Source organism: Pseudalkalibacillus sp. R45 (genome assembly GCF_052246725.1).
GTDB lineage: Bacteria > Bacillota > Bacilli > Bacillales > Fictibacillaceae > Pseudalkalibacillus.
Window position 1 is genome coordinate 414831 of sequence record NZ_JBQQCL010000001.1, and the last position, 25566, is coordinate 440396.

The window sequence follows — 25566 nt, forward strand, 5'->3', positions numbered from 1 at the left end:
AAAACAGAGAGTGCGGTGGTGCGGAGGTGGTGCCTGGCACCGAAAAAGAAGCTTACTCCCCCAACGAATTCAAAACGGTGCCAGGCACCCAAAAAGAACCGTTGCTGCGTAAGGGTTCTCAAAGTGTACCTGGCACCATTAATTATTCTTTCATCAGTGTGAAGGTGATGTCTTTGGTGTTTTTGTCGATTGCGCCGGCGTCGTTGTTGAAGATTTCTGATTTATTCTCTTCTGTCGGTTCGATGTGGATGTCAAGTACATTCTCTCCTTCAGAAAGATCGACTTCGTGGTTCCAACTCATATCCTCATTAACTGTTACCTGTTCACCATTGATGGTGAGCATACCTTCCTTAATCGCATTTCCGCTTAATACGACACGATTATCCGTTACTATTTGTCCATCTGCATGTGAGGTGATGACAAGCGGCTGGTCGATCCATCGCAGAATCGTATCTTCCACCACCATTTTGTTATTGCCCTGGTTTTCGACTATGACTTTCATGTCTGTACCTGGTGCACCATAGCCATAATAACTGATATCATCGTCTGTCGAGTCATCTGGGGTATGGTCAGCAAGTCCTTCTTGGTCCCAGGAATTGCCCTTCGCGTATTTATACGTCAATACTTCACCGACTTGCATGTCAACTGTATATTCCCAATCGGGGGTCACCGCGCCATTACGGCTCATTTCCCACGCGCTTGTATTCCAGCCATTCAAGCTGTTTGGCATCGTAATTTTCGTATCAAGCGGTGTATAATCCGGTGCGTTCACTTTGAACGTCACTTCTACCATGACGATATCTGGTGTGACCGCCACAGCGTTGGATTCCTTGAAATTCCCGTGCTGATCATAGACGCGAACGACATAGGAATACTCCTTGCCATTTTCGACACTCAGATCTTGATAACTGACCGCTTCCGGATCCCAAATTTTATCAATCACAGCACCATCCCGTAAAATCGCGATCATGTAAGGATCATCAGGATTTGCTAAACTCCAGTTCAAATTGACCTGACCAGATTCCTGTGTCGGTTGCTCCAAATTGACCGAATCAACCGGCGACGTTTCATCTTCTGATTTCGTGATGGTTACCGATTGTTCCTCAGAATAAACCCAATTTCGTCCAAGGTCCGTCGTAAAGGCATAGCGGTATTGATAGTCACCGACTTCTAATGGTAAAAACTCTGCTGAAAAGGTATTCGCCCCATCATCTTGCCCAGCATAACGAGCCTCAATCATTTCCCACTCTTCAGAACCAGGAGAGCGTACTTGCAATTGAGCTTGCAGTCCTTCAACGAGATCATCAGCTGAAAAATCACCTACTGAAATGTTCGATTCAACCCTCTTCGGTTCAGCTAAATTAAGCACAGAAGATTCAAGCTCCGTTACCCCATTGATTGTATAAGAACCTTCAGTTAATGGAATATGTGGAATCACCTCTTCAGTCGTAGTTTTAACCGATTCATTCCCTTGTTGATCGACAGCAGTTACCGCAAAATAGTACTTCCTCCCGTTATCAAGTCCGTCGATTTTAACCGAAGTATCTGTTGTGGTTTCAACCTTCTGATAAAGAGCCCCTTCAATATTCGTCATATACACATTGTATTGTCCTGCTTTTCCAGACCAGGAAAGGATGGCCTCTCTTACACCCTCCTCAGCTTTCATATCATTGACTGACGCAGGTGGTTTAACCTTCGCATTTTTAGAGACAAGCATTTGACCGCTCATCGCCGGAATCGTCAATGTCACTTTTCCATTTTCAACTTTTACTACATTCTTTTCCGAAAGCTGATCTTTAAAATCAACCCCATTAAGAGCGAAGTTTTTCACATCCACTTCGACTGTCTTCTCTTCATTTCCGCGGTTGATCGCCACAAGCCCAGCCTTTTCATCAAGACTTCGACCATAGACAAATACATCTCCTTCGGTGTGAAGGTTCTGCAGATCACCATGCGCAAAAAGGTCCTGATGCTGCTCGCGGATTTCACCGAGTTTCTGATAATGCTTGATCAGCTCCTCATTCTCTCCACCCCATGGGTATGTCCGCCTGTCATCCGGATCCTTGGAGCCAGTCAGTCCTGCTTCATCACCGTAATAAACCGTCGGCGCACCAGGGTATCCGAACTGGAAAATTGCCGCCAGCTTCAAACGCTTAACACCCAGCTCATGGTCATAATTTGCATCAAATTCCGCCCGTTCAGCATTCTCAGATCCATTTCCGAGCAAAAAGACTGCTCGAGCTGTGTCGTGTGAACCCATTAAGTTCATCAAGTTGTAAAATGCCTCTCTAGGGTAGTCTTCCTGGATAGCGTTTAGCTGTCCGGCTGCATCCCCAGCATTCCCGTTCCGTAAGTAATCAAGCATCGCACCACGGAATCTGTAGTTCATCACTGAATCGTAGAGATCACCAAGGAAGTACTTGGACGCATCATCCCAGATTTCACCGAGAATCAACGGATCATCCTTTGTTTTTGTTTTCGTATCTTTAATCTCGGTACGGAACTCTCTCCAAAACTCTGGATCTACTTCATTGGCAACATCCAAACGCCAACCGGACCCGCCTCGCTTCAACCAGGATTTTGAAACGGAGTCTTTATCGTACATGATATAATCCGCAAACTGTTCATTATTCAGTTCAGAATCATAAGGTACGGCATCTCCAGGGACTGATGCAATTTCTGGCAGACTATCAAATCCCCACCAGGCCTGGTAGTCATAGCGTTCATTCGGGGTCCCTTCTTCCACTTTATTATTCTCGATATTGAACCAATTATGGAACCCATACTCACTGAACCCCTGTCCTTCAGCAAGAAATTCTTCCTCAGCTTTGGTCTTTGCCTCTTCCTTCGTCAAACCATCGTTATTCATATAATCATAGATTCGTGCCCAATACTCATAAGCGCCGACCGTCTCATATTTTCCATAACGGTCAAAATAAATCGAGTCATCTCCCACATGGTTGAACACGCCATCTAGAATGAGGTGCATATCCCGTTTCTTCAATTCATGCGTGAACTTCTTGAACTCCTTCGGTGAACCGAACATCGGATCGACCGCTTTAAAATCCGTCGCATCATATTTATGGTTCGAAGCCGCATGCGCAACCGGATTGAGGTAGATCGTATTTACACCGAGTGACTGGATGTAATCAAGCTTTTCATGAATTCCTTTGATGTCTCCTCCAAAGAAATCGTTACTCCAGATCCCGTCTCCCTCATAGTCTGAATTATTTTCAAGCCTCGGATTATCAGGAAGCTCTTCCCATTCCTGATGCTCGATCGGCTCATCGCCACGTGCATGTTCTTTTGCATCGTCGTTTTCTGAATTACCGTTATAAAAGCGGTCAGGAAAAATCTGATAGACAACCGCTTCCTTCATCCAGTCAGGTGTTTTATACCCAGGTTCATAGACGGTCAGTTGGAAGAAATCGAGTACGTTATCACCAGCACGGCCCGTATGTCCCTGAGTTGTATCTTCACCGTATTCTTTTGAGGTTTTTCCATCTATAGCAATGAATTTATACCCGTAGACGCCTTTTTCCTCAGGAGTGAACGTCGCTTCCCAGTATTCTCGCTCCCCTTTTCCCTCGACTTCTGTCCAGCCGATCTTCACCATCTTGATCAGCTTTGAATTTCCAGCTGTCTGATTTTTTAAAAGAAGGTTGGCTTCTGTCAAGTCGCCTTTTTCAGCTTCAAATCGCAGTTTCACTTCTTTTCCGGTTTCAATCGCTCCGAATGGCTTTCGGTACAGCTCATCCCACGTATCGTGATAGAGCTTGTCAGCTTTTATGATGCCATCCGGACCGGAAGTTTGGTTGCTCGTCGTCACTTCCTTCGTTTCGTGGTTATAAAAGAAGGTCACCTCTTGATCATGTGTCACATTCAATTTGAAGTTTTCGCCGGGGTAGTCTTCTCCCCATTCATTTCCGAGCACGACTTTGAACTCGTAGCTTCCTGCTGGAACATTAGCTGTGTATTCGTAGCTATTATCGTGGTTTTCATCCTCTAAAATCGCAGTCGAAGTTTCAGGTGACCAGTCACTTCCAGCGTCGATAGCTGATTGGATTGTTCCTGCCAGACGTGGTAATCGACCCTCGGTCATGATGGTCGTCACATGCGTCTCGTCATTGTAGACAAAAAGAACTTCTTTTTCATCTTCTAGTGTAAAAGACATGTTTTGACCGCCAGCTTCGCCATCAGCTCCGTAATTTTCATCCCAGCTTCCGTTGATGGCAACTTTATATTCATAGGTGCCTGGAGATAACGTCTTTTTCAAATAATACTTCCCGTTTTCCGCATCCGTCATCTTCAACTCGTCAGATGCTGGGTTCCAATATGTATCATCCCCCTCTTCCCCAAAGCTACCTACTAACCGCACTGTCCGTTCTTCGGCATCAGCGTTAGAAGGCTGTAACCCTGAAAAGATCTGCATGGTCAAAAGAAACACCATACACCACAAAAAAGTCTTTGAACGTCTTATTCTCACAATCGTACCCCTTTCAATTGATTTTTCGAATAGTTGTGCAAACGTTTTCACAATTTCGTAAAAAGAATGGTTGCTATCAACTTGCGCAACCGTTTTCATTCTATTATACAGAATGTTGAAAATACTTTATATGGGACAAATTACATAAATAAAGAATACCTGGTAAAGCCAATCCTTAGGCGCTGGCTAAGTCTTAGTGAAACGGGGAATATACGAGACTCCTACGGGGAACAACGAGTCAGGTGAGACCCCGCAGTGAGGAACGAACGAGGAGGCTTTCGGATCGCCTGTGGAATGCGAGTATATTAAAAACCACAATCTTTACAAAAGAGCCAAAGAAAAAAGGATGCCCACCAGGCACCCTTTTCGTCATTAATTAGCAACAAGTATCTGCTTCTTTCTCTGATCCGCAATATGTTTCCTCTTCCGAACTTCCACAGCAAGAGTCGTTTTCCTCAACTGATACTTCCTTGATTTCAACTCCACAGCAGTCGTTTTCTTTCTCTTTTCCACTACCAGATACCTTTTTGATAAATTGAATCATGCTATTCATCTCCTTAATCAATTTTTATTGATATTAAAGCCAAAAAATTAGCAACAAGCACATTCATAATTACATTCTGAGCGAGACTCCAAAGTTGTTTTTGGAGAAATGAATCTGGAATACAGTTCTTTCAACTTGAACCACGCTGTTTTTTTCTCGGATGTTTCAACCCTTGGCAAGCTTTTGTTCAGTTGTTCCTTTCGATACTTCACTTCTGTTTCGATTGAATAGAAATCGAACATTTTTAAGTCCTCCCTAAATCAAATTTTATTGATTAATTAGATTATATTCTCGTGGTTTCTATTTTGCAACCATAAAATCAATTTTTTTTGATTTAATGATTGCATTTCTACTTTCTCCATAATATACTGTGATTAATCAAACTTTTTTGATCGAGGTGATTGAATATGAAACAAATCGAACTCGTAGATGAATCCCTTCCTCGCACATTTGAAAGATATGAAGGCAAATTCAAAGCGATTGCTGACAAGAAAAGGCTCCAGTTGATGTACCTTCTTACCCAAAAAGGTGAAATCTGTGTCTGCGATCTTGTTGAAATGATGGAGATGCCACAATCGAAACTCTCCTATCATCTAAAAATTTTGCTGGATGCCGGGATCATCACAAGAGAAACGCGCGGTACATGGAGTTACTATAAATTGAATCAAGATGAAGTGAACCACTTGCTTTCTGCTGAACTTTGCTGCTTATTCAGACCTTCTTGTTAACAGAAGGTTTTCTTTTCACCTTATTAATCAAGATTTTTTGATCTATAAAAAATAAAAATGAAAAGGATGATCCCCATGTGGATGGAAACATTGAAAAGCTTTTTATGGATTGCGTTAGAATTGACCGTTCTATTCGTCGTCATCTCTTTTGTCATCAGCCTTCTCCAAGGCTATATCCCTTATGAAAAAATCGAAAAGAAGCTAGTAGGTAAAAACAAACTTCTAGCCGCTTTTTTCGCTTTGTTCTTCGCTTTCATTACACCATTTTGCTCATGCTCAACCATTCCTGTTGTTGTCAATATGCTGAAACAGAAACTTCCCTTCAACATCGTCATGATTTTCCTATTCGCCTCACCTGTCCTTGATCCAACAATTTTAACGATCATGGGTGTGATTCTCGGGTGGAAGGTTACAATCATCTACACAGTATTAACGTCTGTATTCTCTGTGGTGATCGGATTCACCCTCGGGGCACTCGGTTTCGAAAGAGCAATCAAAAACGTTGTTATGTCAGGATATAATGAGAAAAACCAGAAATTCAATTTTAAGTTGGCATTTAAAGAAACATGGGATTTGATGAAAAGTGTGTATCCGTATTTACTTATTGGTGCGGGGATTGGGGCAGTCATTCATGGGACCGTTCCTACCGAGTGGATTTCAGATGCTTTTGGAAAAGACGCCTGGTGGCTCATCCCAATAGCAGCTATCGTCGGGGTTCCGCTCTACATCCGCTTATCGAGTATGATTCCAATTTCACAGATCCTGATTGCGAAGGGAATGGCGCTGGGACCAGTCATGGCGATGCTGATCAGCTCTGCAGGCGCAAGTCTTCCGGAAGTGATTTTACTTAAATCGATCTTCAAGAAAGAACTTGTCATCACTTTCGTACTCTCCGTCATTACAATGTCAACGATTTCAGGATTTGTGTTTTATCTTATTTGATGAGGGTAGGGACTAGTTGAGCGGTTTGTTGGTGGATTGAGCAAAACCGGGTGCAGGTGGAGCAATTTGTCTCTGAATTGAGTAACTTTGCCTCTGGATCAAGCAACTTTGTCTATAAATTGAGCAATTGTACCCTAAGCTTGAGCAATACAGCCTTAGCTTGAGCAATTCTGCTTTCATCTTGAGCAATTTCAGCCTTAGCTTGAGCAATTCTTGCTTAACCTTGAGAAATACACTACTTTAGTACTACCAATACAGCACCCAAATTTGAAATTGCCTATAAAATAGAAAAGACCGATCTCCACACAATGGAAATCGGTCCTTTTTCATCTTCATTAACAGCATTCATCTTGACCAAGGAATACCAAACCTGCTCCTTGAGTTGTTTGCTGAAAATCTACTGTGATATCTTCAGTCATTGAGACAATCCGCTCATCAATCGAGACACGGATGCCATTCAATTCCTCAACTTTATCATTCTCTTGAGGCTCATCCAGAGCCATTCCCAATTTGGGACCGCCTCAGCCCATGCCTGCAAAATAGATGCGGATCCCTTTTGCATCATGCTGATGGAGGATGCCCTCGATCGCTTGTTTTGCGGTATCTGTAATTTGCATCAATCTCTTCCTTCCAATTAAAGCATTTCTCACCTTAGTTTAGAGTATTCGCTTACCATACTCAACTGTTACACCTTACTTTTTAGGTGATGTCAATTCAATATTGATCGGCTGCGGTTGTGGTGGTGCACAGCATAAGGAAAGATCACGCGCATCCCCTGCGGATTCGAACTCAGAATCTTCTTTCGTGTAAAAGATCTCCCAGGCATTCCCGTCTGGATCGTAAACCCAAACCTTATCCTGAACAGCATAGCAACATGTCGTATCCATTTCATCAATTAAAAGCAATCCGGATTCGCGAAGACGTTCACCCATTTTCAATACATCTTCTGTATTGTTCACCTGAAAACCTAAGTGGTTCAATACACCTTCCTTGTTGTAATCACGGATATTCAACGAAAAATGCAATGCAGGTTCTTCAAGCTCGAACTTCGCATAATTATCCTTCACTTTCGTAGGCTCAGCACCAAAAAAGCTTTTATAGAATTCAAGAGACTTTTCTAGATCACTGCAGTTTACAGCGACATGCATTCGATTGATCATGCAAACCTCTCCTTTATCATTTATTCCAAACCGTTTATAATTATTTTCCTTCTTTCGCGAACGTCTGGATACGTTCACTGATTTCATCACGGACACGTTGGAAGAATGCCCACTTTTCTTCTTCAGTCCCCTCAGCTTTTGCAGGGTCATCGAATCCCCAGTGGTCACGTTTTACGTGGGGAGGAGTCATTGGGCACTTATCATTTGCATCTCCACATAGCGTAACGACAAAATCAGCTTTGTTCAAGATTTCTGGATCGATAATGTCCGATGTTTGATCAGTGATATCGATCTCGACTTCTTTCATCGCTTTTACCGCGTTCGGGTTAAGACCGTGTGCTTCGATACCAGCAGAATGAACTTCATACTTATCTCCAAGATATTTTTTCCCGAATCCTTCAGCCATCTGACTACGGCAAGAGTTTCCTGTACATAGAAAATAGATAATTGGTTTAGACATTTCACATAACTCCTTTTAGTTAATTTTTAAGATATGATCAACAACCAGATGTAAAGTCCGGTTAGGGTGATGAACAATGTTGGGATTGTCAGGATGATACCAATTTTAAAATAATAGCCCCAAGAGATTTTAACCCCTTTTAATGAGAGGACATGAAGCCATAACAATGTCGCTAGAGATCCAATCGGCGTAATTTTAGGCCCGAGATCTGATCCAATGACATTCGCGTAAATCAATGCTTCACGAATCGTACCGGAAGTCGCTGTATCTTGAATCGCAAGTGCATCAATCATGACGGTCGGCATGTTGTTCATGATCGATGATAGAATCGCTGCAATGAAGCCCATTGATATCGTTGCAATGAACAAGCCTTGATCAGCTGACGCCTCAATCACCGATGCCAACACATCCGTCAAACCTTCGTTCCGAAGACCATAGACGACGACATACATACCGACTGAGAAAAAGACGATCGCCCAGGGCGCCCCTTTTACCACTTTCTTGGTCGCAACTGCAGGACTTTTCTGTGCCATTATCAAGAAGAAGATGGCAACGATTCCCGCTATGATCGATACCGGAATGCCGAAAAATTCACTCGCAAAGTATCCAACCAACAGTACAGCCAATACCAGCCAGGAAAGACGAAACATCTTGTGATCCTTTATGGCATCGACCGGTTTTTTCAGTTGCTTCAAATCATAATCAGCTGGAATGTCTTTTCTAAAATACAGATACAAAACAAGAATACTCGCTCCGATTGCGAAAAAGTTCGGGACGATCATCCGTGATGCATATTCGACGAAACCGATGTCGAATACATCCGCTGATACGATATTCACCAGGTTACTTACGATTAATGGCAGGGAAGTCGTATCTGCAATAAAACCACTTGCCATGATGAATGGCAGGATCATCCGTTCTTTAAAATCAAGAGCTCGAACCATCGCAAGGACAATCGGTGTCAAAATCAAGGCTGCCCCATCATTCGCGAAGAATGCTGCAACAATCGAGCCGAGAATTGTGACATACACGAACATTTTCAAGCCGTTTCCTCCAGCAATCCTTGCCATGTGCAAAGCAGACCATTCGAAGAAGCCAATTTCATCGAGGATTAAGGAAATGATGATGATCGCGATGAAGGCAAGTGTCGCATTCCAAACAATATCGGTAACCGCGATGACATCGCCAAAATCGACAACACCGACAAGTAAAGCTAAAATCGCACCTCCACATGCCGACCAGCCGATTCCTAATCCTTTCGGCTGCCAGATGACGAGAACTAATGTGACAATAAAAATGAATAATGCTAAGATGACTGATAACAATTCAAAACCTCCAGTTATCCTAAAGAAAACTTGGCGAAATCAAGCTTTAGCGTAGATTAAGCCTTAGTTGCACTTATACTGAAGAAAGTCTATGTACTTTCTTCAAGTGCAGCGGATTCGCAGCCCTGCTTTTTCGAGTGCTTCGAAATGATGCGCCCCATCAGGGACATGCTTCAGGATTTCTTTGATCATAGAGTATCCTTCAAACTCTTTATTAATGGAATAAAAGATCCATTGTCCTTTTCGTTGTTCTTTTACAAGTCCAGCATCCCGTAATTTTCTGAGGTGTTGACTGATTGCTGGTTGACTCATTTTTAAAATCTCGACGAATTCACAAACACAACAGTCCTGCTCGTTGACGAGTGAAATCACCGTAAGCCGTGTTTTATCCCCGAGCAGTTTTAAAACTTGTGCCGCTTTTTCCGTTTCGATTATTGTCGTTTCCATTAGGATTCACCTCCAACCCAAAATCATTATATAAGTATATTCTTATATATGCAATCAATAATTACTTCCCGCAGTAAATTATGATACATTATGTTTAGTATTTTCAATAGTCCGTTTTAAATAAAAGCTCATTTCTTAAAAGATTGTTGCTTTGGTAGTCATTTTGGTAATGAACCCCCTTGTGCAAGTCGATTGGAGAGCAAGGTGCGAGACTCCTGCGGGATCAGCGTGCCTACTCCCTGAATAATCTCCTCGCAAGGCATGCGACGAGGAAGCTCGCTTCGACAGGACTTTCTTGTAGACGCAGGAGCACAAATGCTTCCTTGAAAAGGAGACTCCTGAGGTCGCAAGGCGACGAATGGGCTCACCGCACGCCCCGCGGAAAGCGAGCATCCTGGAGCGGAAATCAACAACTTTTAAAGAAAACTTGGTGAGACCAAGCCTTTTGTAGGTCGAGCCTTAGTTGCCCTTATACTGAAGAAAGTATTTTATACTTTCTTTAAGTGCAAGAGCAACAAAGATTTGCGAAAACAGCCTAAATAAATGAGGTGCACGATATTGAATCTATTACTCGTCATGATCGGAGGTTTTTTCGGTTCGATCAGCAGATACATGCTTGGTGAGTGGTTGTATACGGAGAATGGTTTTCCGATCGGGACTTTATTTGTCAATTTGGTCGGGTGCTTTTTTCTGGCCTGGTTTTTGACTTTCATCACTCAAAAGAAATTGGTGTCACCAAATCTATCTTTATTGATCGGCACTGGTTTTACAGGATCCTTCACCACCTTTTCGACCTTCTCGGTTGAATCGATTCAGCTTCTGCAACATGAACAGATTTTAAGTACAATCGTATATGTAGTGGCAAGCGTGGCTGGTGGACTAGCCTTATCCAACTTCGGTTTTAGACTCGCCTACCGGAAAGTCGAAGAAAGAGGTGAAACTGGATGATGGCACTAGTCGGGATTGGCGGTTCGATCGGAGCACTATTCCGCTTTTTAGTCAGCAAATGGATCCCAAGAGAAAGCAATTCATCCTTTCCCTTTGCCACATGGATCGTCAACCTATCGGGTTCGATTATCCTTGGCGTATTGGCTGGCCTTTACATATCCAATCAATCCCCACAATGGGTTTGGCATATGTTCGGAATCGGTTTTTGCGGTGCTTTCACAACCTTTTCAACGTTCAGTATGGAAATGATGGAGTTGTTGAAAGCGAAGAGGTTCAAGACCGTGAGCATTTATCTGTTTTCATCAATCCTGCTCGGTCTTATAGGAGCGGCTATTGGTCTTTACATTTGAAGCGCGATCAAAACCGATTTTGCCAAGTTTTCTTGATGGAATTAGGAAGCCCTGAACATTTCGTTGTCCAGGGCTTTTTCTTTAAATATTTAAAGAAGGTTTAAAAGGAAACTAAGGCTTAGCCTGCGCTAGGACCTAGCTTTGCCAAGTTTTCTTTATTTTTTGGTCGTAAATTGATCCTCTAACATCGTCCAGTTTTCAGGAAACTCTTCTCCGAGTACCCAATACGCAAGTCCTCTAAGTTTGTATTCTTTTACAAGATTGAATTTTGCTTGCATGCTTTGCTCATTTTCAAACCAGACTTCATGTTCTTTTCCTTGATCGTCTTTATATTTAAAATGCGGTGCTTGGGATTTGTTATCGAATTGAACCTCTACATTTTCTTTGATGGCAAGATCGGCAGCCTCTTTTGGAGACAATCGTTTTGCAAACTTACCACCCTTTTCGTATGGCAAGGTCCAATCATAGCCATAAAGTGGTGCGCCCATAACAATTTTCTCTGGTGGAATTTTGGATAAAGCATATTCAACTACTTCTCTTACCTGAGGAATCGGAGAAACCGCCATTGGAGGTCCGCCTGACCAGCCCCACTCGTATGTCATCAGGATCACATAATCAGCTAGCTCTCCATGACGTTTATAATCATGTGCACCATGCCAGGGACCTGCTTCTTCATCACTCTTTTTAGGAGCCAGAGCAGTAGAAACGGTGTAACCTGCCTTTTTTACTTGCGGGAGGATTGTGTCAAGAAATCCATTATACAGCTCACGATCCTTTTCGCGGATATGCTCAAAATCGATGTTTAATGCTTCATATCCTTTTTGTTCCATCGTTGTTAATACGTTTTGGATCAGAGTCTTGTTCGCTTTCTTATCCGTAAAAATGGTGTGGGCGATATCAGGTGAAAAGTTCCCTTCTGTAAAATTCGTAAGCACCATCATCGGTGTAGCACCAGCTTTTTTCGCCGCTGCAATTGCAGCATCATCCTTGATCGAGGTTAAACTTCCGTCGGCCTTGACCTGGTAGCTGAAAAAAGCGACGTTGGACAAGTGTTTGCCAACCTTTTTCACTTCATTGACTGCTGTATTCGGGTCGATGGGTTCTAAGAATCCGATCGTTTCAATCTGCATTTTACCATGCTTAGTGTCTTGCGGATTGACCTCTTGAATCTTCGTCTCATTGGATTCAGGTGACGGATGTGGATTTGCTTCTGTATTTTCAGGACTGGCATTAGAGCCAGGGTTGTTATTGCCGCCACAAGCCGTCAAAACAAGAGATAGTGAAAATAAGATCATCATTAATTTCTTCATCAGAACAACTCCTCTAAAATGTTTCGTGTCCTTAGGTTTTGTAACGGTAAGAGGAGTTATGCACATAAAGAAAACTTGGCATAATCAAGCTTAAGCGTAGATTATGCCTTAGTTGCACTTATGCCATGAGGCGTAAAGAAAACTTGGCATAGTGGGCTCACCGCAAGCCCCGCGGAAAGCGAGCATCCTGGAGCGGAAATCAACGACTTTTAAAGAAAACTTGCCGAGACCATGCCTTTTGTAGGTCGAGCCTTAGTTGCCCTTATACTGAAGAAAGTATTTTATACTTTCTTTAAGTGCAAGAGCAACAAAGTTTGCGAAAACAGCCTAAGTAAAAAAAGCCGCTGATGTGTATCAACGACTTTCGATCAATCGGTAAGTTCTTTTGAACGGAGTGGCACAATAACTTTTTTATAATAGAGCGCAATGAGTTCAATGAGCCCCCTCGGAATTTTCTTTAAAGATAACCTCTTATAAAAACGGTGATAGCCACGTTTCAGATCATCCCATTGACGACACTTTTTATCTTGCGTGAAACGTACTACATCGATCACCTTGACTGCCCCATCCGTTGTAAAAATGAGATTTCGCAGGTGGATGTCCGATGGATTAAGACCTTTTGATCTGGCAAAATCCAATGCTTCATCCACTTTGTCGATCATGTCATCTGTGATCGGAATCCCTTTTTGTAAACATTCATAAAAGGTATGACCTTCAATATACTCCATTACAATAAAATCCGGTCCAACATCATAGATTTCTGGAAAGAATGGTGAACCGCTAAGTCTCTTGTATATTTCGCCTTCCTGCTTTGCAAGATCAGCAAATTGAGTAAAAAACACTTTCACTGCAGTGTTATATCTTTCATCCTTAAATACAAACGCACTTCTGCCTTTTCCGACCAATGTATACTCAGATGGCTTTTGAACCACTTGATCGGATTGAATGATAATCTGACCCGCTGGATTTGGAGGTGTAATTTGCATAGCAAGACCTCTCTCTACTTTTTATCGTTCTAATGATCTTGAAATAGAATTCGTCTCCATTTGGTATTTTAGGACTATTTATTGTGAGAAGTAGTATTAAAGGCACTTAACCAATTTATGAAAGTCTTGTCCAATTACCCAAACAAGCCTTGTAGTACAAGCATAGGATAATACTATCTTATGGTGAATAAGGAGGTTATTTCATGAGTGATGCAGTAGGTGGTGTAAATACAGGAAAAGTAGCAGTATTGATTCTGATCCTGTTCATACTTCTTGTAATCGTCGGAGCAGCAGCTTCTAGACCAAGACGTCGTCGCGGCTTTTGCGGTGGTGGTGGATTCGGCTGGGGCTGGTAATAGAAAGGGGTTTTACCTACCCCTTTTTATTGTACTTAAAGAAAGGATAAAATACTTTCTTCAGTAAATGAGTACAAGCTGGCGGCTTCGGAAGAAAAACACCGCACGAAGGAAAAGCAATTGCTTTTTTAAGGAACTAAGGCTCAGCCTGCGCCAAGGCTTGTCTTTGCCAGGTTTTCTTTATTTATACAGAACTATTCAAAATGAGGTTTATTATACATAAAAAAGGATAAGTTCTATTTCACAATCATGACCGGGCAATGGACTCGCTTAGCAACCTTGTGGCTGACACTCCCCAATACCATCTCCTGAAATGTATTCAGTCCTCTGCTGCCGATGACAACCAGGTCATAGGTATTTTCATTTGCATACTTCACGATTGTTGGGCCAGGTTCGCCCCTCAGGACCTTTATTTCATATGGAATCTCATTTTTCACGAGAACTTCCTCCGTATTCTGCAGTCTTCTTTTACGTTTTTCTTCAATCGCTTCTTTGCTCCCTTCTGATAAAACATCTGTTTTTGACGTAGCGCCATCAATTACATAAACGATCGTCACTTTCGCTTTTTCGTCGCCTTTTGCAATGAAGCTTGCTTTCTCTGCTGCTCGCATAGCGTGCTCTGAACCATCTGATGCTAATAGGATCCGTGTAAACATGTTTTCCTCCCCAATACGTTACAGTAAATTGTGTGTTATGGTAATCTGATTTTCTCACTTTTTCATTGATTTTACAATTTTCAAACTTTATCATATTGACGAATTTCTAAGATTGTTCTATGAGACAGAGAATTCAGGTGAAAATTGGAGATTTCAGCAGAAGAATCCGCTTTCCTGGTATTACCTTTCGTTTACAAACGGTGTTATAATCCGTATGTTCACAACGGCCCCGACTTTCATGAGAGTTGAAAGTCATTCATTTTAATATATAGAAAGAGAGAGGTGCTTTAAGTCTTTGAACGTACAAAAATTACAACAAGAATGGTTTAGCAACGTCCGGGGTGATGTTCTCGCCGGTATCGTCGTTGCACTAGCATTGATTCCTGAAGCGATCGCCTTTTCAATCATAGCTGGGGTAGATCCGATGGTTGGTCTTTATGCATCGTTTTGTATCGCAGTTGTCATTGCTTTTATAGGCGGCAGACCAGGGATGATTTCTGCAGCAACAGGTGCGATGGCACTTCTAATGACCACACTCGTCGCAGATCATGGATTGCAATATTTACTGGCTGCAACGATATTGACAGGTATCATCCAGGTTTTGATGGGAGTATTAAAGCTTGGAAAAGTGATGAAATTCATCCCTAAGTCGGTCATGGTCGGATTCGTCAATGCTTTGGCGATTTTGATCTTCATGGCCCAACTGCCACACTTTGTCGGTGAAACGTGGATCATGTATGCAATGGTCGCTGGTGCTTTAGCTATCATTTATATTTTCCCGAGATTTACAAAGGCTGTTCCATCACCGTTGATCGCCATCATCGTTATGACAGTGATTGCGGTAACATCTGGTGTTGGTGTGCGGACAGTCGGGGATATGGGACAATTGACGCAAGCTTTACCGATGTTCTTGATCCCAGAAATTCCGCTTAACTTTGAAACATTAAAAATCATTTTTCCATATTCTTTTGCATTAGCGATTGTAGGTTTGTTGGAATCGCTTCTTACAGCTCAGATCGTTGATGATATGACAGATACGGAAAGTGACAAGAACAAGGAAGCAAAAGGTCAAGGGACAGCAAACATCGTAGCTGGATTTTTCGGTGGAATGGCAGGATGTGCCATGATTGGACAATCTGTCATCAACGTAAAATCAGGCGGTAGAGGAAGACTTTCTACCCTCGTTGCTGGTATCGTGCTCATGCTGTTGATCCTAGTCTTCAACAATGTATTGGTTCAAATCCCAATGGCCGCCCTGGTTGGTGTCATGATCATGGTTTCAATCGGAACATTCGATTGGTCTTCATTAACAAAATTGCATGTCATGCCGAAAACAGATGCAGCAGTCATGATCGTGACCGTTGTGACAGTCGTAGTGACACACGATCTCTCAAAAGGAGTCATTGCCGGGGTCATCCTAAGCGCGATCTTCTTTGCTGCTAAAATTTCGAAAATACATGTCGATACGAAAATCGAACAACACTTGAATACGAAAACATACGAGGTAAGAGGGCAATTGTTCTTTGCTTCGGTAACTGACTTCGTAGCGAAATTCGACTTTAAAGATGAAGTAGAAACCGTGATCGTCGATTTCACACATGCCCATTGCTGGGACGATTCAGCAGTCGGAGCTGTTGATAAAATCGTCTTGAAATATAAACAAAATGATGTGAATGTAAAAATCATCGGATTGAATGCAGATAGCCATAAGCTGATCGATCAGTTGGCTGTTTACGATAAAAACGGTGCAAAAATAGCAAACCACTAAGTAAAACTTAGATCAGCCAAGCCTTTGCGCAGGCTGAGCCTTAGTTGCCCTGATGAAAAAGGTGCTGGACAGTCCGGCACCTTTTGTTTTTGTAACTTTGTTTTTTGTGGTGAAAGATGAAGCCACCATATCTATGTGCAAGTAAGCGAGAAGGCTTGCAACGAGAAGCTTATATGCTTAATTTTTACGTTGATACTTTCACAGCTGCGAACGCCCACAAGAAAGACAAAGCTGATTTGGCTACCCAATTATTGTCCAATAAATCGATGATATTCGAATTCGGTGTATATTTTCCTGAAAATGCCCCTTGCATCGTCTTGATGTTGAATCCATGTTCACCTAACAACTGATGTAACTCCCATGGCATCAACATATTATGGACCACCTTTTTACCATATAACCTTTCATAAGCGCTTTGCCGAGGAGGAGCGTAGGGACCTAGGGTGACAGTCACAACGATCCCTCCAGGTTTAAGTATACCAATAACATAATCATTTACAGGTGTTAAACATAATGTTATGATGATATCGAATTTCGATTTCGAAAATCGATATTGGTTTCCGATATTTGGAGGTGCGGCTATAATATGACCGATAAAGTATTACGTAAGCTGTTTTTAGGCTTTATTCAGATCCATATTTTACACCACGCAAAAGAGGATCCCATCTATGGATCGTGGATGGTTGAGGAGTTGCAGGAGCATGGCTATGATATCAGCGCAGGAACTTTGTATCCGATTTTACACTCGATGGAGAAAGATGGGCTTTTGCTGAAAGAAGACCGCAACGTTGAAGGTAAAATCAGAAAGTATTACACCACTACTGTGGCTGGGGAAACGGTTCTGAAGGAAGCACGAAAACAGGCTTATGAACTTTTCAAAGAAATCAACGACTAAGAAAGGAGCAATCAACCAATGAAAAGATTCTTGGAGATTTTACTGATATCCTTGCGTCTAGGTGTATCTTCATTTGGAGGACCCATTGCACATCTAGGCTATTTTCATGAAGAATATGTACGGAGACGAAAATGGATTGATGAACGGACCTATGCTGACCTTGTCGCTTTATGCCAGTTCTTACCGGGACCCGCAAGCAGCCAGGTCGGGATTGGAATCGGTGTTGCTCGTGGAGGGGCGATTGGCGGTTTCATTGCCTTTTTAGGGTTCACCATACCTTCTGTCATTGCGCTTATCTTATTTGCGCTCCTTTTAAAAGAATTGGACATTGCAGACGCAGGCTGGATCCAGGGGCTTAAGCTGGTGGCAGTCGCCGTAGTCGCCCATGCGATCCTTGGAATGGCATCTAAACTTACCCCTGACAAAAGTCGGAAGACGTTTGCTTTGCTCGCCGTCGTCATTACACTCATTTGGCAGACGACATTCACTCAGGTTGGTATCATTATCGGAGCTGCCATCATTGGTCTGTTTCTTTTCAAAAACAAAAGCGATCAAGACGCAGAAGACTTCCGGATTCCGTTGTCAAAACGTTTTGCGACTGTTTGTATCATCCTGTTTTTCGGTCTGTTAGCTCTTCTCCCTTTTTTACGAGAGTTGACCGGTGCCAATTGGATCGCGATGTTCGACAGCTTTTATAGAGCAGGTGCGCTTGTTTTTGGCGGCGGGCATGTTGTCCTGCCGTTGTTAGAACGAGAATTTGTACCGACCGGCTGGCTGACTGAACAAGAATTCCTCGCCGGATATGGCGCTGCACAGGCTGTTCCTGGACCGCTATTCACGTTTGCAGCTTATTTAGGTGCCGTCATCAATGGTTGGAAAGGCGGATTACTTGCAACTGTCGCGATATTCCTACCTGCATTTCTTTTGATATTCGGAGCTTTACCATTCTGGGATACTTTGAGAAAGAATCAGAAAATGAAAGGGGCTCTACTCGGAGTAAACGCTGCTGTCGTAGGGATTCTGGTTGCCGCATTCTATCAGCCGATCTGGACAAGTTCTGTGACAAGCGCCATTGATTTCGCTTTTGCAGCTGTATTGTTCAGCATGTTGGTCTATTACAAGCTCCCACCATGGATTGTAGTGGTAACAGGAGCACTCGGCGGTATGATTTTAGGATATATTTAGAGCCAATGGCTGGGCTGATCCCAAACATCAAACCAATGTTTAGGACCAGCCTTTTTGGTTTACATAGCTTCTCCTGAGTAACGGACACCAGAGACGTTATTTTGGACAAAAATGAGGTTATTCAGAATTTAGCGGACACCAGAGCCCTTATTTGTGAAAATTTCATTTTAACGAAATAAGAGCCCTGGTGTCCGTTATTTTTAAAAATGAACGGTTTTTGGGAAAATAAGGTCTCCTGTGTCCTTTAGCAATCTTTAAGAAAGTCTCTTTTGTTTAATCAGAAATTAACCACCTCTCTAGAAAAGAAAAAATGCCAAGCACTCTCATTAGAGAGGCTTGACACTTGGTCATTACTTTTGAATGAACATTTGTGACCAACAGTTGCCTTGTTGACCGCCTTTTGAACGTCCAACCCCGATATGTGTAAGTTGGGCATCCATGATGTTCTCGCGGTGACTTGGGCTGTTCATCCATTGTTGGACAACTTGTTCAGCTGATTGTTGTCCTGCTGCAATGTTTTCAGCCGCTGACGTGTAGTCGACACCATTTTGCTGCATCATTTGGAACGGTGATCCATACGTCGGTGAATTATGGGAGAAGTAATTGTTTTGGACCAAATCATCTGCTTTTTTCTGTGCAACTTGAGCAAGTTCTGCGTCAGCTTTTAAGGCAGGCAACCCATTTTTCGTTCTTTCCTGGTTCGTCAATTCGACGACCTGCTTCTCCATCTCACTCATCGCTGCATTGCCGCCAGGCTGTTGGGCTGTGTCACCAGGTTGTTGGGTTGTATCACCTGGCTGTTGCATGTTCGGCTGAGTGTTCTGGAAACCTCCTCCATATTGCTGACCATATGGACCTTGAGCATTAGGTGCATTATATCGGTTTTGAAAACTTCCGCCATTTCCCCAAATCGGTGTGAATCGATTATTCTGGTTGATCCTCGTACGATCATTCTGGCGGTCATATCTTACCGTGTTATATTGCATACCTTCTTCGTTCTTTTGGCCTGTGTCATCTATGTTACATCCAGCCAGCATTCCTGCTGAAAGGAGTGCAGTGAGACCCAGGGTTGCGATACGTTTTATCATGCATCTATCTCCTTTTCGAAGGTTTTATGCCTTCTTAATGTTTGCATGTAGATCGTATTTAACCCTGAGTAACACTTGGTGCAGAGGGAAAATAACGGTAAAATGGAAACTCCTCAAATGAGCCATAATAAAGAAAACTCGGGCAAAGTCAAGCCTTAGGCGTAGATATTGAAGAAAGTATTTATACTTTCTTTAAATGTAAACCAAAACAGAATTATCCGGTTTACATGGAAAGATCGGTCGTCTTGTCTCGCTCTTTTTTCTTTTGTCTGAAAAAGAATACTTCATAAAGGACCGGAATCAAAACCAATGTCAGCAATGTGGAGGAAGTCAAACCACCGATAACCGTCAATGCCAATCCTTTTGAAATGAACGTTCCTGTCGATGTTGTAAATGCAAGCGGGGTCAACGCCGCAATCGTTGCCAAAGCTGTCATTAAAATCGGTCTCAATCGTGTTTTCCCAGCTTCGATCAACGCTTCACGTACAGTCATTCCTTTTTCATCCCTGTTCCTAGTAATCCTGTCAGTCAAGACGATCGCATTGGTCACAACGATTCCGATCAGCATCAAGAATCCAATCATGACACTAATGGAAAGTGGTTCTTTTGCTAAATACAGAGCCGTGAATGAACCGATCGGAACGAAAATGAGTGAAGATAAGATGATGATTGGTATTCGCGCTTTTCCAAATGTAATGAGCATCGTCAAATAGACAAGACCCATTGCCGAAATCATCGCAATCCCCATCTGTTGGAATTCAGCTGTCGTCTCCTCACTTCCGCCGCCACTCTCAAAAGCAACACCTGCAGGAAGTTTAATATCTGATTTAACACCGTTAACCACTTCGTTCGTAACAGCTTGCACATCGTTTCCTTTCACATGACCTGTCACACGCGCGAAGACTTTACCATCAAGCTTTTGAATCGCTGTGAAGCTATCCGTTTCTTTAATATCTGCAATCTCTTTCAATTTCACTGGACCTTGAGGACCGTAGATTTCCATTTCTTCAAGGGCTTCAACACTTAAAGGATCTTCATAGGATAATTGAACGGTTTTGTTCTCATCATTCAAATTCAATTCGCCAACCTGCACAGGTTTTGTTTGATCTGAAATCATCCCAAGGATTTGCATGCCTGGAATCCCTTTTTCCCCAGCTTTATCTGAATCGATGTCAACAAGGTACTGTTTTTGTTTTTCGGAAAAATTATTCGAAATATCTTTTAGATCATCGTTGTCTTTCATGTATTCTTCAACTTCAAGCGCAGCCGACTGCAATTTTTCAAGATCCGTTGAATAGAGATCGATCGAGACACTGTTGTTCGTCGGGGGACCGGCGGCAGCAAATTCCATGACGTTGAATTCTCCTTCTTCCGCTTCAGCATCCATGATTGTTTCCATATCGCCTCTAAGTTCTTTTAAAAACTCGGATACGTCAGTGTCTTCTTTCAGCGTCAAGTAGTAGCTTGCTTTGTTTTCCTTTTTCAAACCGGTAAAGAAATCCTTACTTCCGACACCAGCGGTCACATTTTCAATTTCGTTTTTATCGACAAACATCCCTTCCATCTGGAGCGAGACCTCATTCGTCCGTTCCATTGATGTTGTTGCAGGCAATTCAATCGTCGCATTGAAGATCTTCTGCTCTTCATTCGGCATGAACGTGAACCCGAGTGTCGGTACAAGTGCAAAGGAACCACCCAATAGCACCAGTGAGAGTAGGATCGCAGTTACTTTATGATTTAGAGAACGTTCAATCAACTTTCCATAAAATTTTTGCAACGCCCCTTCTTTCTCTTCTTTCGGTGCTTTTTTAAACGAATATTTCGCTAAAATTGGTACCAGCGTGACCGAAATCAGAAGCGACGCAAAAAGTGCGAACGTGATCGCAAGTGCGAATGGCAGGAAAAATCCTCCCGTATCCCCTTCGACTAAGCCGAGAGGTAAAAAGACCACGATCGTTGTCAGAGTTGAAGAGACGATGGCTTTGAAAATTTCTTTCGTTGAATCTGTGATAATCTCATTGGTGATTTTTTTATCAGGTGATTTCCTCACACGCCTGAAGATGTTTTCAATGACCACGATGCTGTCATCAACCACCCGCCCGACCGCAACGGCCATTCCGCCCAGGGTCATCATGTTTAATGAAATTCCGAGCTGTAATAAGAAAATTGATGAAAAGAGTAAAGAAAACGGAATCGAGATGATCGCAATGATCGTTGCGCGGATATTACGTAAGAAAAGTAATACGGCGAGTGAAGCAAATAACGCCCCGAGTAAGCCCTCGCGGACAAGAGTATGAACAGACTCCTTCACGCCCTGCGCTGTGTCGAAACTTACATAATAATCGATTTGGTCTTCATGCTTTTTCAAAACCTCTGTCACTTGATCAGCCACTTCGACCGTATTCGCATCCTGCTTTTTCGTAATCATCATAGAAAGTGAATCCTTCAAGTTGTAGCGTGTCAGCTCTGCTCTCTCGGTCACTTCTTCAATCTGTGCGATCTCTTTTAATGCAATGGATGTTGGGTCTTGTTGATTGTTTTGGGTTGTAAGTTGGAGGTTTTCCAGTTCTTCCATCGTTTCTAAATCCTGTTCAACACGGACCGGGATCTGAAATTCATCCGCTTCCACTTGACCAGCTGGATAGGAGAAGTATTTCTCGCTGATTTGATTATTTATGGATTGTAGCGTTAGCCCGTTTTGAAGCGCTTTTTCCTGATCAACCGAAATCTGGACAAGATTCTCTTTTTGCCCCGAAACCTGGACCTCATTAATTCCAGATATTTTTTTGATGTCCGGGATGACGTTTTTTTCGAGATACGCATCGAGCTCTGTATCCCCTTTTGCAAAGATGGAGATATCATAAATCGGGATCATATCCATTGAAAAGCGTTTGACATCCGTTTGGACAGAATCTTCAAGATTCGCTTCCTCAATCAATTTGTTCACTTGCTGTTCTTTTTTATCAAGATCCGTGTTGTGTGGAAAATTCAGTGAGAGCAATGCGAAGCTTTCGTAGGATGAACTATTTAGTGTCTTCAATCCTTCAAGCGAATTGAACTGTTCTTCGAGTTTGGTTGTAACATTTTTGTTTACATCGTCAGGTGAAGCTCCAGGATAGACGGCTTCAACCGTCAATGTCGGATCTTCAATATCCGGGAACATTTCGATACGGAGATTGGTGATTGCGTAAAATCCTCCGAGAATGATTAAAAAAGTAATAATGAAAATAGCGGCAACATTTTTGAGACTGAATCGGATTAATGAATTCATGTCCTCTCCCCTTTCTTGTTTTGGTTAAGCTGCACCGTTAATTGTAACGACTGAAAACGGAAACAGTAACTGGCTCAAGAAGGGTATTGCAATACGGCTTGAGACTTAGTAGATGGGAAGGCTGTGGACTTATAGAGGTAAAAGAGAGGCAATGATTAATCGGAACTATTGGCAATCGCCAATATTCATTTAAAGTTTATAGTTCTTAGGCTAAAGTGAATTCAGGTGGTAAATGCGGTTTTTGGTGGTTCCTGTGTGGGTGAGGTTGAGGGAATGGGCAATTTTCTTTGCTATAGAATCAGAAGAAACATGAAGAAATTTTCTTAATTGCCTGTTCGTGATTGTAGGATAGAACAATAAAAAATAATCACGTAATGCTTGTATGTAAGCGTCTTTGGAAATAACACTGCATTCCAGACAATGCCACTTCCCATAATGTCTTCTCATTGGAAACCTTGAACAACTAGGACATTGAACACCGGTGATAAGTTCTTCCTTTTTTATATTGAGTTTGGATAGAAGGTCGGGATTATTTGGGGTATGGAGCTTAAGGAAGAGGTGTTTTAAAGTGTGAAGGTTTTTTTGTGAGAGGATGTCTTTATCATATGTAGCGTGAAGATCATTCAAAACATCTCGGATTTTCGTATTACGAATCACCTTTTTCACAAGCAGGTCATGATTATTCTTTGGTACAATCCTGGCATTATCATTTACTATGACAACAAATGAAAGAATAGGGATATTTTTCGGAAAATGATTGTGTTTGAGCCATTCGGAAAGTTGGAAATGCTGAAGGTTTACCTGTTGTATCGGGTCTTTATGGATGACTTCCCTATCCTTGAATTGCTGGATCAGTTGATTAAAATCGGTATCAAAAATTAACGTTTCAGTGAGGTTTTTTACTTCAAAGATAAGGATGAACTTTCGATAGACCAGGAGGGTATCAATTTGGAAATGGTATGTTCCACTGGATAACCGAAGTCCTTCGAAAATGAGGTAGTTGTTTTTGTGGAAAAAGCTTATATAGTAATCAAGTCGACGCTCTCCCCATTCCCCAGATCTGCTGATGTCCACCCAGCTTTCAACTTTTAACCGGGCAGGGTGAGTGAATGGTGTTCTTCTCTCCATTGCTTCTAGCTTTTCGTGTTTCTGATTAATAAAGTGGATTTTTTGCGTCAAAAAATCATTCCTTTCCTTATGTTGGATAAGAATATATTCCTGATAAACTGTAAAAATCCTTTTTGGATGATTTAATCCGGCAAGTTTAAGCGGTAATCCAGCGGGTTTGGGAGCTAATCCGGCGGGTTTGAGTACTAATCCGGCGGGTTTGCAACATAATCCGGTCGATTTTCAACGGAATCCGACCAAAGGTGTAAATTTACACCACATCCCGAGCGAAAAACGAAAAAACCTATCGCCGCTTCAGCGATAGGTCCTCATCCCACTTATCTAATCCCGAGCCACTACAGATTGTCTCTCTATCAGCTCGGTTGATAGCTTATAGTATGGCTCGACTTTTTCATTGGATAGTTGTTGGAAGATCAAGTGCACGGCGAGTGCACCTGCTTCGTACTTCGGCTGGCGGATCGTGCTTAATGGCGGCTCTACGAACTCAGCAAGCTGGATATCATCAAAGCCGACGATCGACACGTCCTCTGGGACACGCACACCTTTTTCCTTGAATGCTTGCAGTCCGCCGATCGCCATTTCATCATTCGCGTAAAAGATCCCCTCAGGAAGATCATTCTGCACAATCAGCATTTTCGTCGCTCGATATCCGCTCTCACGTGTGAAATCCCCGGAGATTTTCCATTTCGAAGTATAAGGCAGCCCATGCTTCTCCAAAGCCGCTTCATATCCGCGGAATCTAAGCGAATTGTCATGGGAGTTGCTCGGACCGCTGATGAACGCGATCTTACGGTGTCCTTTTTTAATCAAATGTTCTGTAGCAAGGAATCCGCCTTGCCAGTTATCGACTTCTACCTGGAGCACATGATCATGAACCAGATGCCGGTCCAGGACGACAATCGGAAACCCTTCACGTGCAGACTCAAGAATCGTTTCATCACTGATATTATGCGCTAAAATGATGACACCGTCGACACGTTTTTCTTTTAAAAACTTGACCGCAGTCGATTGTGTATCCCCCATCGAGTTACACGCAATCAGGTCGTAACCGTTCGTCATCGCGACGGTCTGGACGCCATTGATCAGTTCCGAATAATAAGGACCAGACAAATCACTCAGGATTAACGCAATCGTGTTTGTCTTCGTCCTCTTCAAGTCTGAGGCGATCCCGTTTTTCTGATAGTTCAGCTCTTTGGCTGCTTCAATCACTTTTCTCTTCGTGTCTGGACTGATTTTATCAATATTGTTCAGTGCATAAGAAGCTGTCGATACCGCCACTCCTGCACGTTTTGCTACGTCTTTGATCGTTGCCATAACCTTCACATCCTACTGCTTGCTAATTATCTATCTTTTAAAAAGGCTGTTTTCGCAAAACTTTGTTGCTCTTGAAAGTCGTTGATTTCCGCTCCAGGATGCTCGCTTTCCGCGGGGCGTGCGGTGAGCCCACTCGTCGCCTTGCGACATTGAATGGTCTCACCTGTCCCGCTGATCCCGCAGGAGTCTCGCACCTTGCTCTCCAATCAACTTGCACAA

24 protein-coding genes are annotated in these 25566 nt (G+C 42.6%); 8 read left to right on the forward strand and 16 right to left on the reverse strand.

All coding sequences use genetic code 11. From position 1 onward, the window contains the following. Positions 1-142 precede the first annotated feature (142 nt). From ACTWQL_RS02205 to ACTWQL_RS02215, 3 genes are all read right to left on the reverse strand, one after another. A complete protein-coding gene (locus ACTWQL_RS02205) occupies positions 143-4432 on the reverse strand; it encodes an alpha-amylase family glycosyl hydrolase (RefSeq protein ID WP_443140794.1) in 4290 nt (1429 codons plus the stop codon). A gap of 430 nt (positions 4433-4862) precedes the next feature. Next, the gene (locus ACTWQL_RS02210) at positions 4863-5030 is read right to left on the reverse strand and encodes a hypothetical protein (RefSeq protein ID WP_443140795.1); all 168 of its coding nucleotides are present in this window, start codon (positions 5028-5030) and stop codon (positions 4863-4865) included. A 47-nt stretch (positions 5031-5077) separates the two neighbouring features. After that, positions 5078-5272, reverse strand: coding sequence for a hypothetical protein (locus tag ACTWQL_RS02215; RefSeq protein WP_443140796.1), 195 nt, complete (start codon positions 5270-5272; stop codon positions 5078-5080). Positions 5273-5437: 165 nt separating this feature from the next. On the opposite strand from ACTWQL_RS02215, the gene ACTWQL_RS02220 reads away from it, so the two are divergent. Together ACTWQL_RS02220 and ACTWQL_RS02225 are read left to right on the forward strand one after the other, a co-directional pair. Beyond that, positions 5438-5758 (forward strand): ArsR/SmtB family transcription factor, encoded by a 321-nt coding sequence (locus ACTWQL_RS02220; RefSeq protein ID WP_443140797.1) that lies wholly within the window; start codon positions 5438-5440, stop codon positions 5756-5758. A gap of 75 nt (positions 5759-5833) precedes the next feature. Further along, positions 5834-6700, forward strand: a complete 867-nt coding sequence (locus ACTWQL_RS02225) for a permease (protein WP_443140798.1) — start codon at positions 5834-5836, stop codon at positions 6698-6700. 335 nt (positions 6701-7035) lie between these two features. Here ACTWQL_RS02225 and ACTWQL_RS02230 read toward each other — a convergent pair whose 3' ends face one another. From ACTWQL_RS02230 to ACTWQL_RS02250, 5 genes are all read right to left on the reverse strand, one after another. Continuing rightward, positions 7036-7317, reverse strand: coding sequence for a HesB/IscA family protein (locus ACTWQL_RS02230; protein WP_443140799.1), 282 nt, complete (start codon positions 7315-7317; stop codon positions 7036-7038). A 75-nt stretch (positions 7318-7392) separates the two neighbouring features. Continuing rightward, positions 7393-7857 (reverse strand): ArsI/CadI family heavy metal resistance metalloenzyme, encoded by a 465-nt coding sequence (locus ACTWQL_RS02235; RefSeq protein ID WP_443141446.1) that lies wholly within the window; start codon positions 7855-7857, stop codon positions 7393-7395. A gap of 43 nt (positions 7858-7900) precedes the next feature. Continuing rightward, positions 7901-8320 carry an arsenate reductase (thioredoxin) gene (gene arsC / locus ACTWQL_RS02240; RefSeq protein WP_443140800.1) on the reverse strand — a complete coding sequence of 140 codons (420 nt, stop codon included), beginning with the start codon at positions 8318-8320 and terminating at the stop codon, positions 7901-7903. 26 nt (positions 8321-8346) lie between these two features. Further along, positions 8347-9645, reverse strand: a complete 1299-nt coding sequence (locus ACTWQL_RS02245; RefSeq protein ID WP_443140801.1) for an arsenic transporter — start codon at positions 9643-9645, stop codon at positions 8347-8349. Between the two features lie 102 nt (positions 9646-9747). Beyond that, positions 9748-10092 carry an ArsR/SmtB family transcription factor gene (locus ACTWQL_RS02250; protein ID WP_443140802.1) on the reverse strand — a complete coding sequence of 115 codons (345 nt, stop codon included), beginning with the start codon at positions 10090-10092 and terminating at the stop codon, positions 9748-9750. A gap of 558 nt (positions 10093-10650) precedes the next feature. Between ACTWQL_RS02250 and crcB (ACTWQL_RS02255) the strand changes: the two genes are divergently transcribed. Both crcB (ACTWQL_RS02255) and crcB (ACTWQL_RS02260) read left to right on the forward strand, forming a co-directional pair. Then, a complete protein-coding gene (gene crcB / locus ACTWQL_RS02255; protein WP_443140803.1) occupies positions 10651-11040 on the forward strand; it encodes a fluoride efflux transporter CrcB in 390 nt (129 codons plus the stop codon). After that, the gene (crcB, locus tag ACTWQL_RS02260; protein WP_443140804.1) at positions 11037-11390 is read left to right on the forward strand and encodes a fluoride efflux transporter CrcB; all 354 of its coding nucleotides are present in this window, start codon (positions 11037-11039) and stop codon (positions 11388-11390) included. Before crcB (ACTWQL_RS02255) ends, crcB (ACTWQL_RS02260) begins: the two co-directional genes overlap by 4 nt. Positions 11391-11545: 155 nt before the next feature. Here crcB (ACTWQL_RS02260) and ACTWQL_RS02265 read toward each other — a convergent pair whose 3' ends face one another. Further along, positions 11546-12700, reverse strand: a complete 1155-nt coding sequence (locus tag ACTWQL_RS02265; protein ID WP_443140805.1) for a glycosyl hydrolase family 18 protein — start codon at positions 12698-12700, stop codon at positions 11546-11548. A 368-nt stretch (positions 12701-13068) separates the two neighbouring features. Beyond that, on the reverse strand, positions 13069-13686 hold the full coding sequence (locus ACTWQL_RS02270) for a hypothetical protein (RefSeq protein ID WP_443140806.1): 618 nt from the start codon (positions 13684-13686) through the stop codon (positions 13069-13071). Between the two features lie 203 nt (positions 13687-13889). On the opposite strand from ACTWQL_RS02270, the gene ACTWQL_RS02275 reads away from it, so the two are divergent. After that, the gene (locus ACTWQL_RS02275; protein ID WP_443140807.1) at positions 13890-14042 is read left to right on the forward strand and encodes a YjcZ family sporulation protein; all 153 of its coding nucleotides are present in this window, start codon (positions 13890-13892) and stop codon (positions 14040-14042) included. Positions 14043-14278: 236 nt separating this feature from the next. Here ACTWQL_RS02275 and ACTWQL_RS02280 read toward each other — a convergent pair whose 3' ends face one another. Continuing rightward, positions 14279-14698: a universal stress protein gene (locus tag ACTWQL_RS02280; protein ID WP_443140808.1), complete on the reverse strand. Its 420-nt coding sequence runs from the start codon at positions 14696-14698 to the stop codon at positions 14279-14281. A 295-nt stretch (positions 14699-14993) separates the two neighbouring features. Between ACTWQL_RS02280 and ACTWQL_RS02285 the strand changes: the two genes are divergently transcribed. Continuing rightward, the gene (locus tag ACTWQL_RS02285) at positions 14994-16466 is read left to right on the forward strand and encodes a SulP family inorganic anion transporter (RefSeq protein WP_443140809.1); all 1473 of its coding nucleotides are present in this window, start codon (positions 14994-14996) and stop codon (positions 16464-16466) included. A gap of 184 nt (positions 16467-16650) precedes the next feature. On the opposite strand, the gene ACTWQL_RS02290 is transcribed toward ACTWQL_RS02285, so the two are convergent. Then, positions 16651-16839 carry a hypothetical protein gene (locus ACTWQL_RS02290; RefSeq protein WP_443140810.1) on the reverse strand — a complete coding sequence of 63 codons (189 nt, stop codon included), beginning with the start codon at positions 16837-16839 and terminating at the stop codon, positions 16651-16653. 213 nt (positions 16840-17052) lie between these two features. On the opposite strand from ACTWQL_RS02290, the gene ACTWQL_RS02295 reads away from it, so the two are divergent. Further along, positions 17053-17361 carry a PadR family transcriptional regulator gene (locus tag ACTWQL_RS02295; RefSeq protein WP_443140811.1) on the forward strand — a complete coding sequence of 103 codons (309 nt, stop codon included), beginning with the start codon at positions 17053-17055 and terminating at the stop codon, positions 17359-17361. Positions 17362-17379: 18 nt separating this feature from the next. Further along, positions 17380-18546: a chromate efflux transporter gene (gene chrA, locus ACTWQL_RS02300; RefSeq protein ID WP_443140812.1), complete on the forward strand. Its 1167-nt coding sequence runs from the start codon at positions 17380-17382 to the stop codon at positions 18544-18546. A 350-nt stretch (positions 18547-18896) separates the two neighbouring features. Here chrA and ACTWQL_RS02305 read toward each other — a convergent pair whose 3' ends face one another. The 4 genes from ACTWQL_RS02305 to ACTWQL_RS02320 form a co-directional block, all read right to left on the reverse strand. Continuing rightward, on the reverse strand, positions 18897-19634 hold the full coding sequence (locus tag ACTWQL_RS02305) for a CAP domain-containing protein (protein ID WP_443140813.1): 738 nt from the start codon (positions 19632-19634) through the stop codon (positions 18897-18899). A gap of 223 nt (positions 19635-19857) precedes the next feature. Then, on the reverse strand, positions 19858-22905 hold the full coding sequence (locus tag ACTWQL_RS02310; protein WP_443140814.1) for an efflux RND transporter permease subunit: 3048 nt from the start codon (positions 22903-22905) through the stop codon (positions 19858-19860). 210 nt (positions 22906-23115) lie between these two features. Continuing rightward, the gene (locus ACTWQL_RS02315) at positions 23116-24084 is read right to left on the reverse strand and encodes a nuclease-related domain-containing protein (RefSeq protein WP_443140815.1); all 969 of its coding nucleotides are present in this window, start codon (positions 24082-24084) and stop codon (positions 23116-23118) included. Positions 24085-24354: 270 nt separating this feature from the next. Continuing rightward, positions 24355-25347 (reverse strand): LacI family DNA-binding transcriptional regulator, encoded by a 993-nt coding sequence (locus ACTWQL_RS02320; protein WP_443140816.1) that lies wholly within the window; start codon positions 25345-25347, stop codon positions 24355-24357. Positions 25348-25566: the final 219 nt, after the last annotated feature.

Excerpts from the sequence above, each read along its gene's own strand:
- arsC (WP_443140800.1), bottom strand. The coding sequence starts at position 8,320 with ATGTCTAAACCAATTATCTATTTTCTATGTACAGGAAACTCTTGCCGT.
- ACTWQL_RS02210 (WP_443140795.1), bottom strand. The coding sequence starts at position 5,030 with ATGATTCAATTTATCAAAAAGGTATCTGGTAGTGGAAAAGAGAAAGAA.
- ACTWQL_RS02265 (WP_443140805.1), bottom strand. The coding sequence starts at position 12,700 with ATGAAGAAATTAATGATGATCTTATTTTCACTATCTCTTGTTTTGACG.
- ACTWQL_RS02270 (WP_443140806.1), bottom strand. The coding sequence starts at position 13,686 with ATGCAAATTACACCTCCAAATCCAGCGGGTCAGATTATCATTCAATCC.
- ACTWQL_RS02220 (WP_443140797.1), top strand. The coding sequence starts at position 5,438 with ATGAAACAAATCGAACTCGTAGATGAATCCCTTCCTCGCACATTTGAA.
- ACTWQL_RS02320 (WP_443140816.1), bottom strand. The coding sequence starts at position 25,347 with ATGGCAACGATCAAAGACGTAGCAAAACGTGCAGGAGTGGCGGTATCG.
- ACTWQL_RS02295 (WP_443140811.1), top strand. The coding sequence starts at position 17,053 with ATGACCGATAAAGTATTACGTAAGCTGTTTTTAGGCTTTATTCAGATC.
- ACTWQL_RS02290 (WP_443140810.1), bottom strand. The coding sequence starts at position 16,839 with ATGTTGATGCCATGGGAGTTACATCAGTTGTTAGGTGAACATGGATTC.
- ACTWQL_RS02280 (WP_443140808.1), bottom strand. The coding sequence starts at position 14,698 with ATGTTTACACGGATCCTATTAGCATCAGATGGTTCAGAGCACGCTATG.
- ACTWQL_RS02275 (WP_443140807.1), top strand. The coding sequence starts at position 13,890 with ATGAGTGATGCAGTAGGTGGTGTAAATACAGGAAAAGTAGCAGTATTG.
- crcB (WP_443140804.1), top strand. The coding sequence starts at position 11,037 with ATGATGGCACTAGTCGGGATTGGCGGTTCGATCGGAGCACTATTCCGC.
- ACTWQL_RS02310 (WP_443140814.1), bottom strand. The coding sequence starts at position 22,905 with ATGAATTCATTAATCCGATTCAGTCTCAAAAATGTTGCCGCTATTTTC.
- ACTWQL_RS02205 (WP_443140794.1), bottom strand. The coding sequence starts at position 4,432 with ATGCAGATCTTTTCAGGGTTACAGCCTTCTAACGCTGATGCCGAAGAA.
- chrA (WP_443140812.1), top strand. The coding sequence starts at position 17,380 with ATGAAAAGATTCTTGGAGATTTTACTGATATCCTTGCGTCTAGGTGTA.
- ACTWQL_RS02305 (WP_443140813.1), bottom strand. The coding sequence starts at position 19,634 with ATGATAAAACGTATCGCAACCCTGGGTCTCACTGCACTCCTTTCAGCA.
- ACTWQL_RS02215 (WP_443140796.1), bottom strand. The coding sequence starts at position 5,272 with ATGTTCGATTTCTATTCAATCGAAACAGAAGTGAAGTATCGAAAGGAA.
- ACTWQL_RS02225 (WP_443140798.1), top strand. The coding sequence starts at position 5,834 with ATGTGGATGGAAACATTGAAAAGCTTTTTATGGATTGCGTTAGAATTG.
- ACTWQL_RS02250 (WP_443140802.1), bottom strand. The coding sequence starts at position 10,092 with ATGGAAACGACAATAATCGAAACGGAAAAAGCGGCACAAGTTTTAAAA.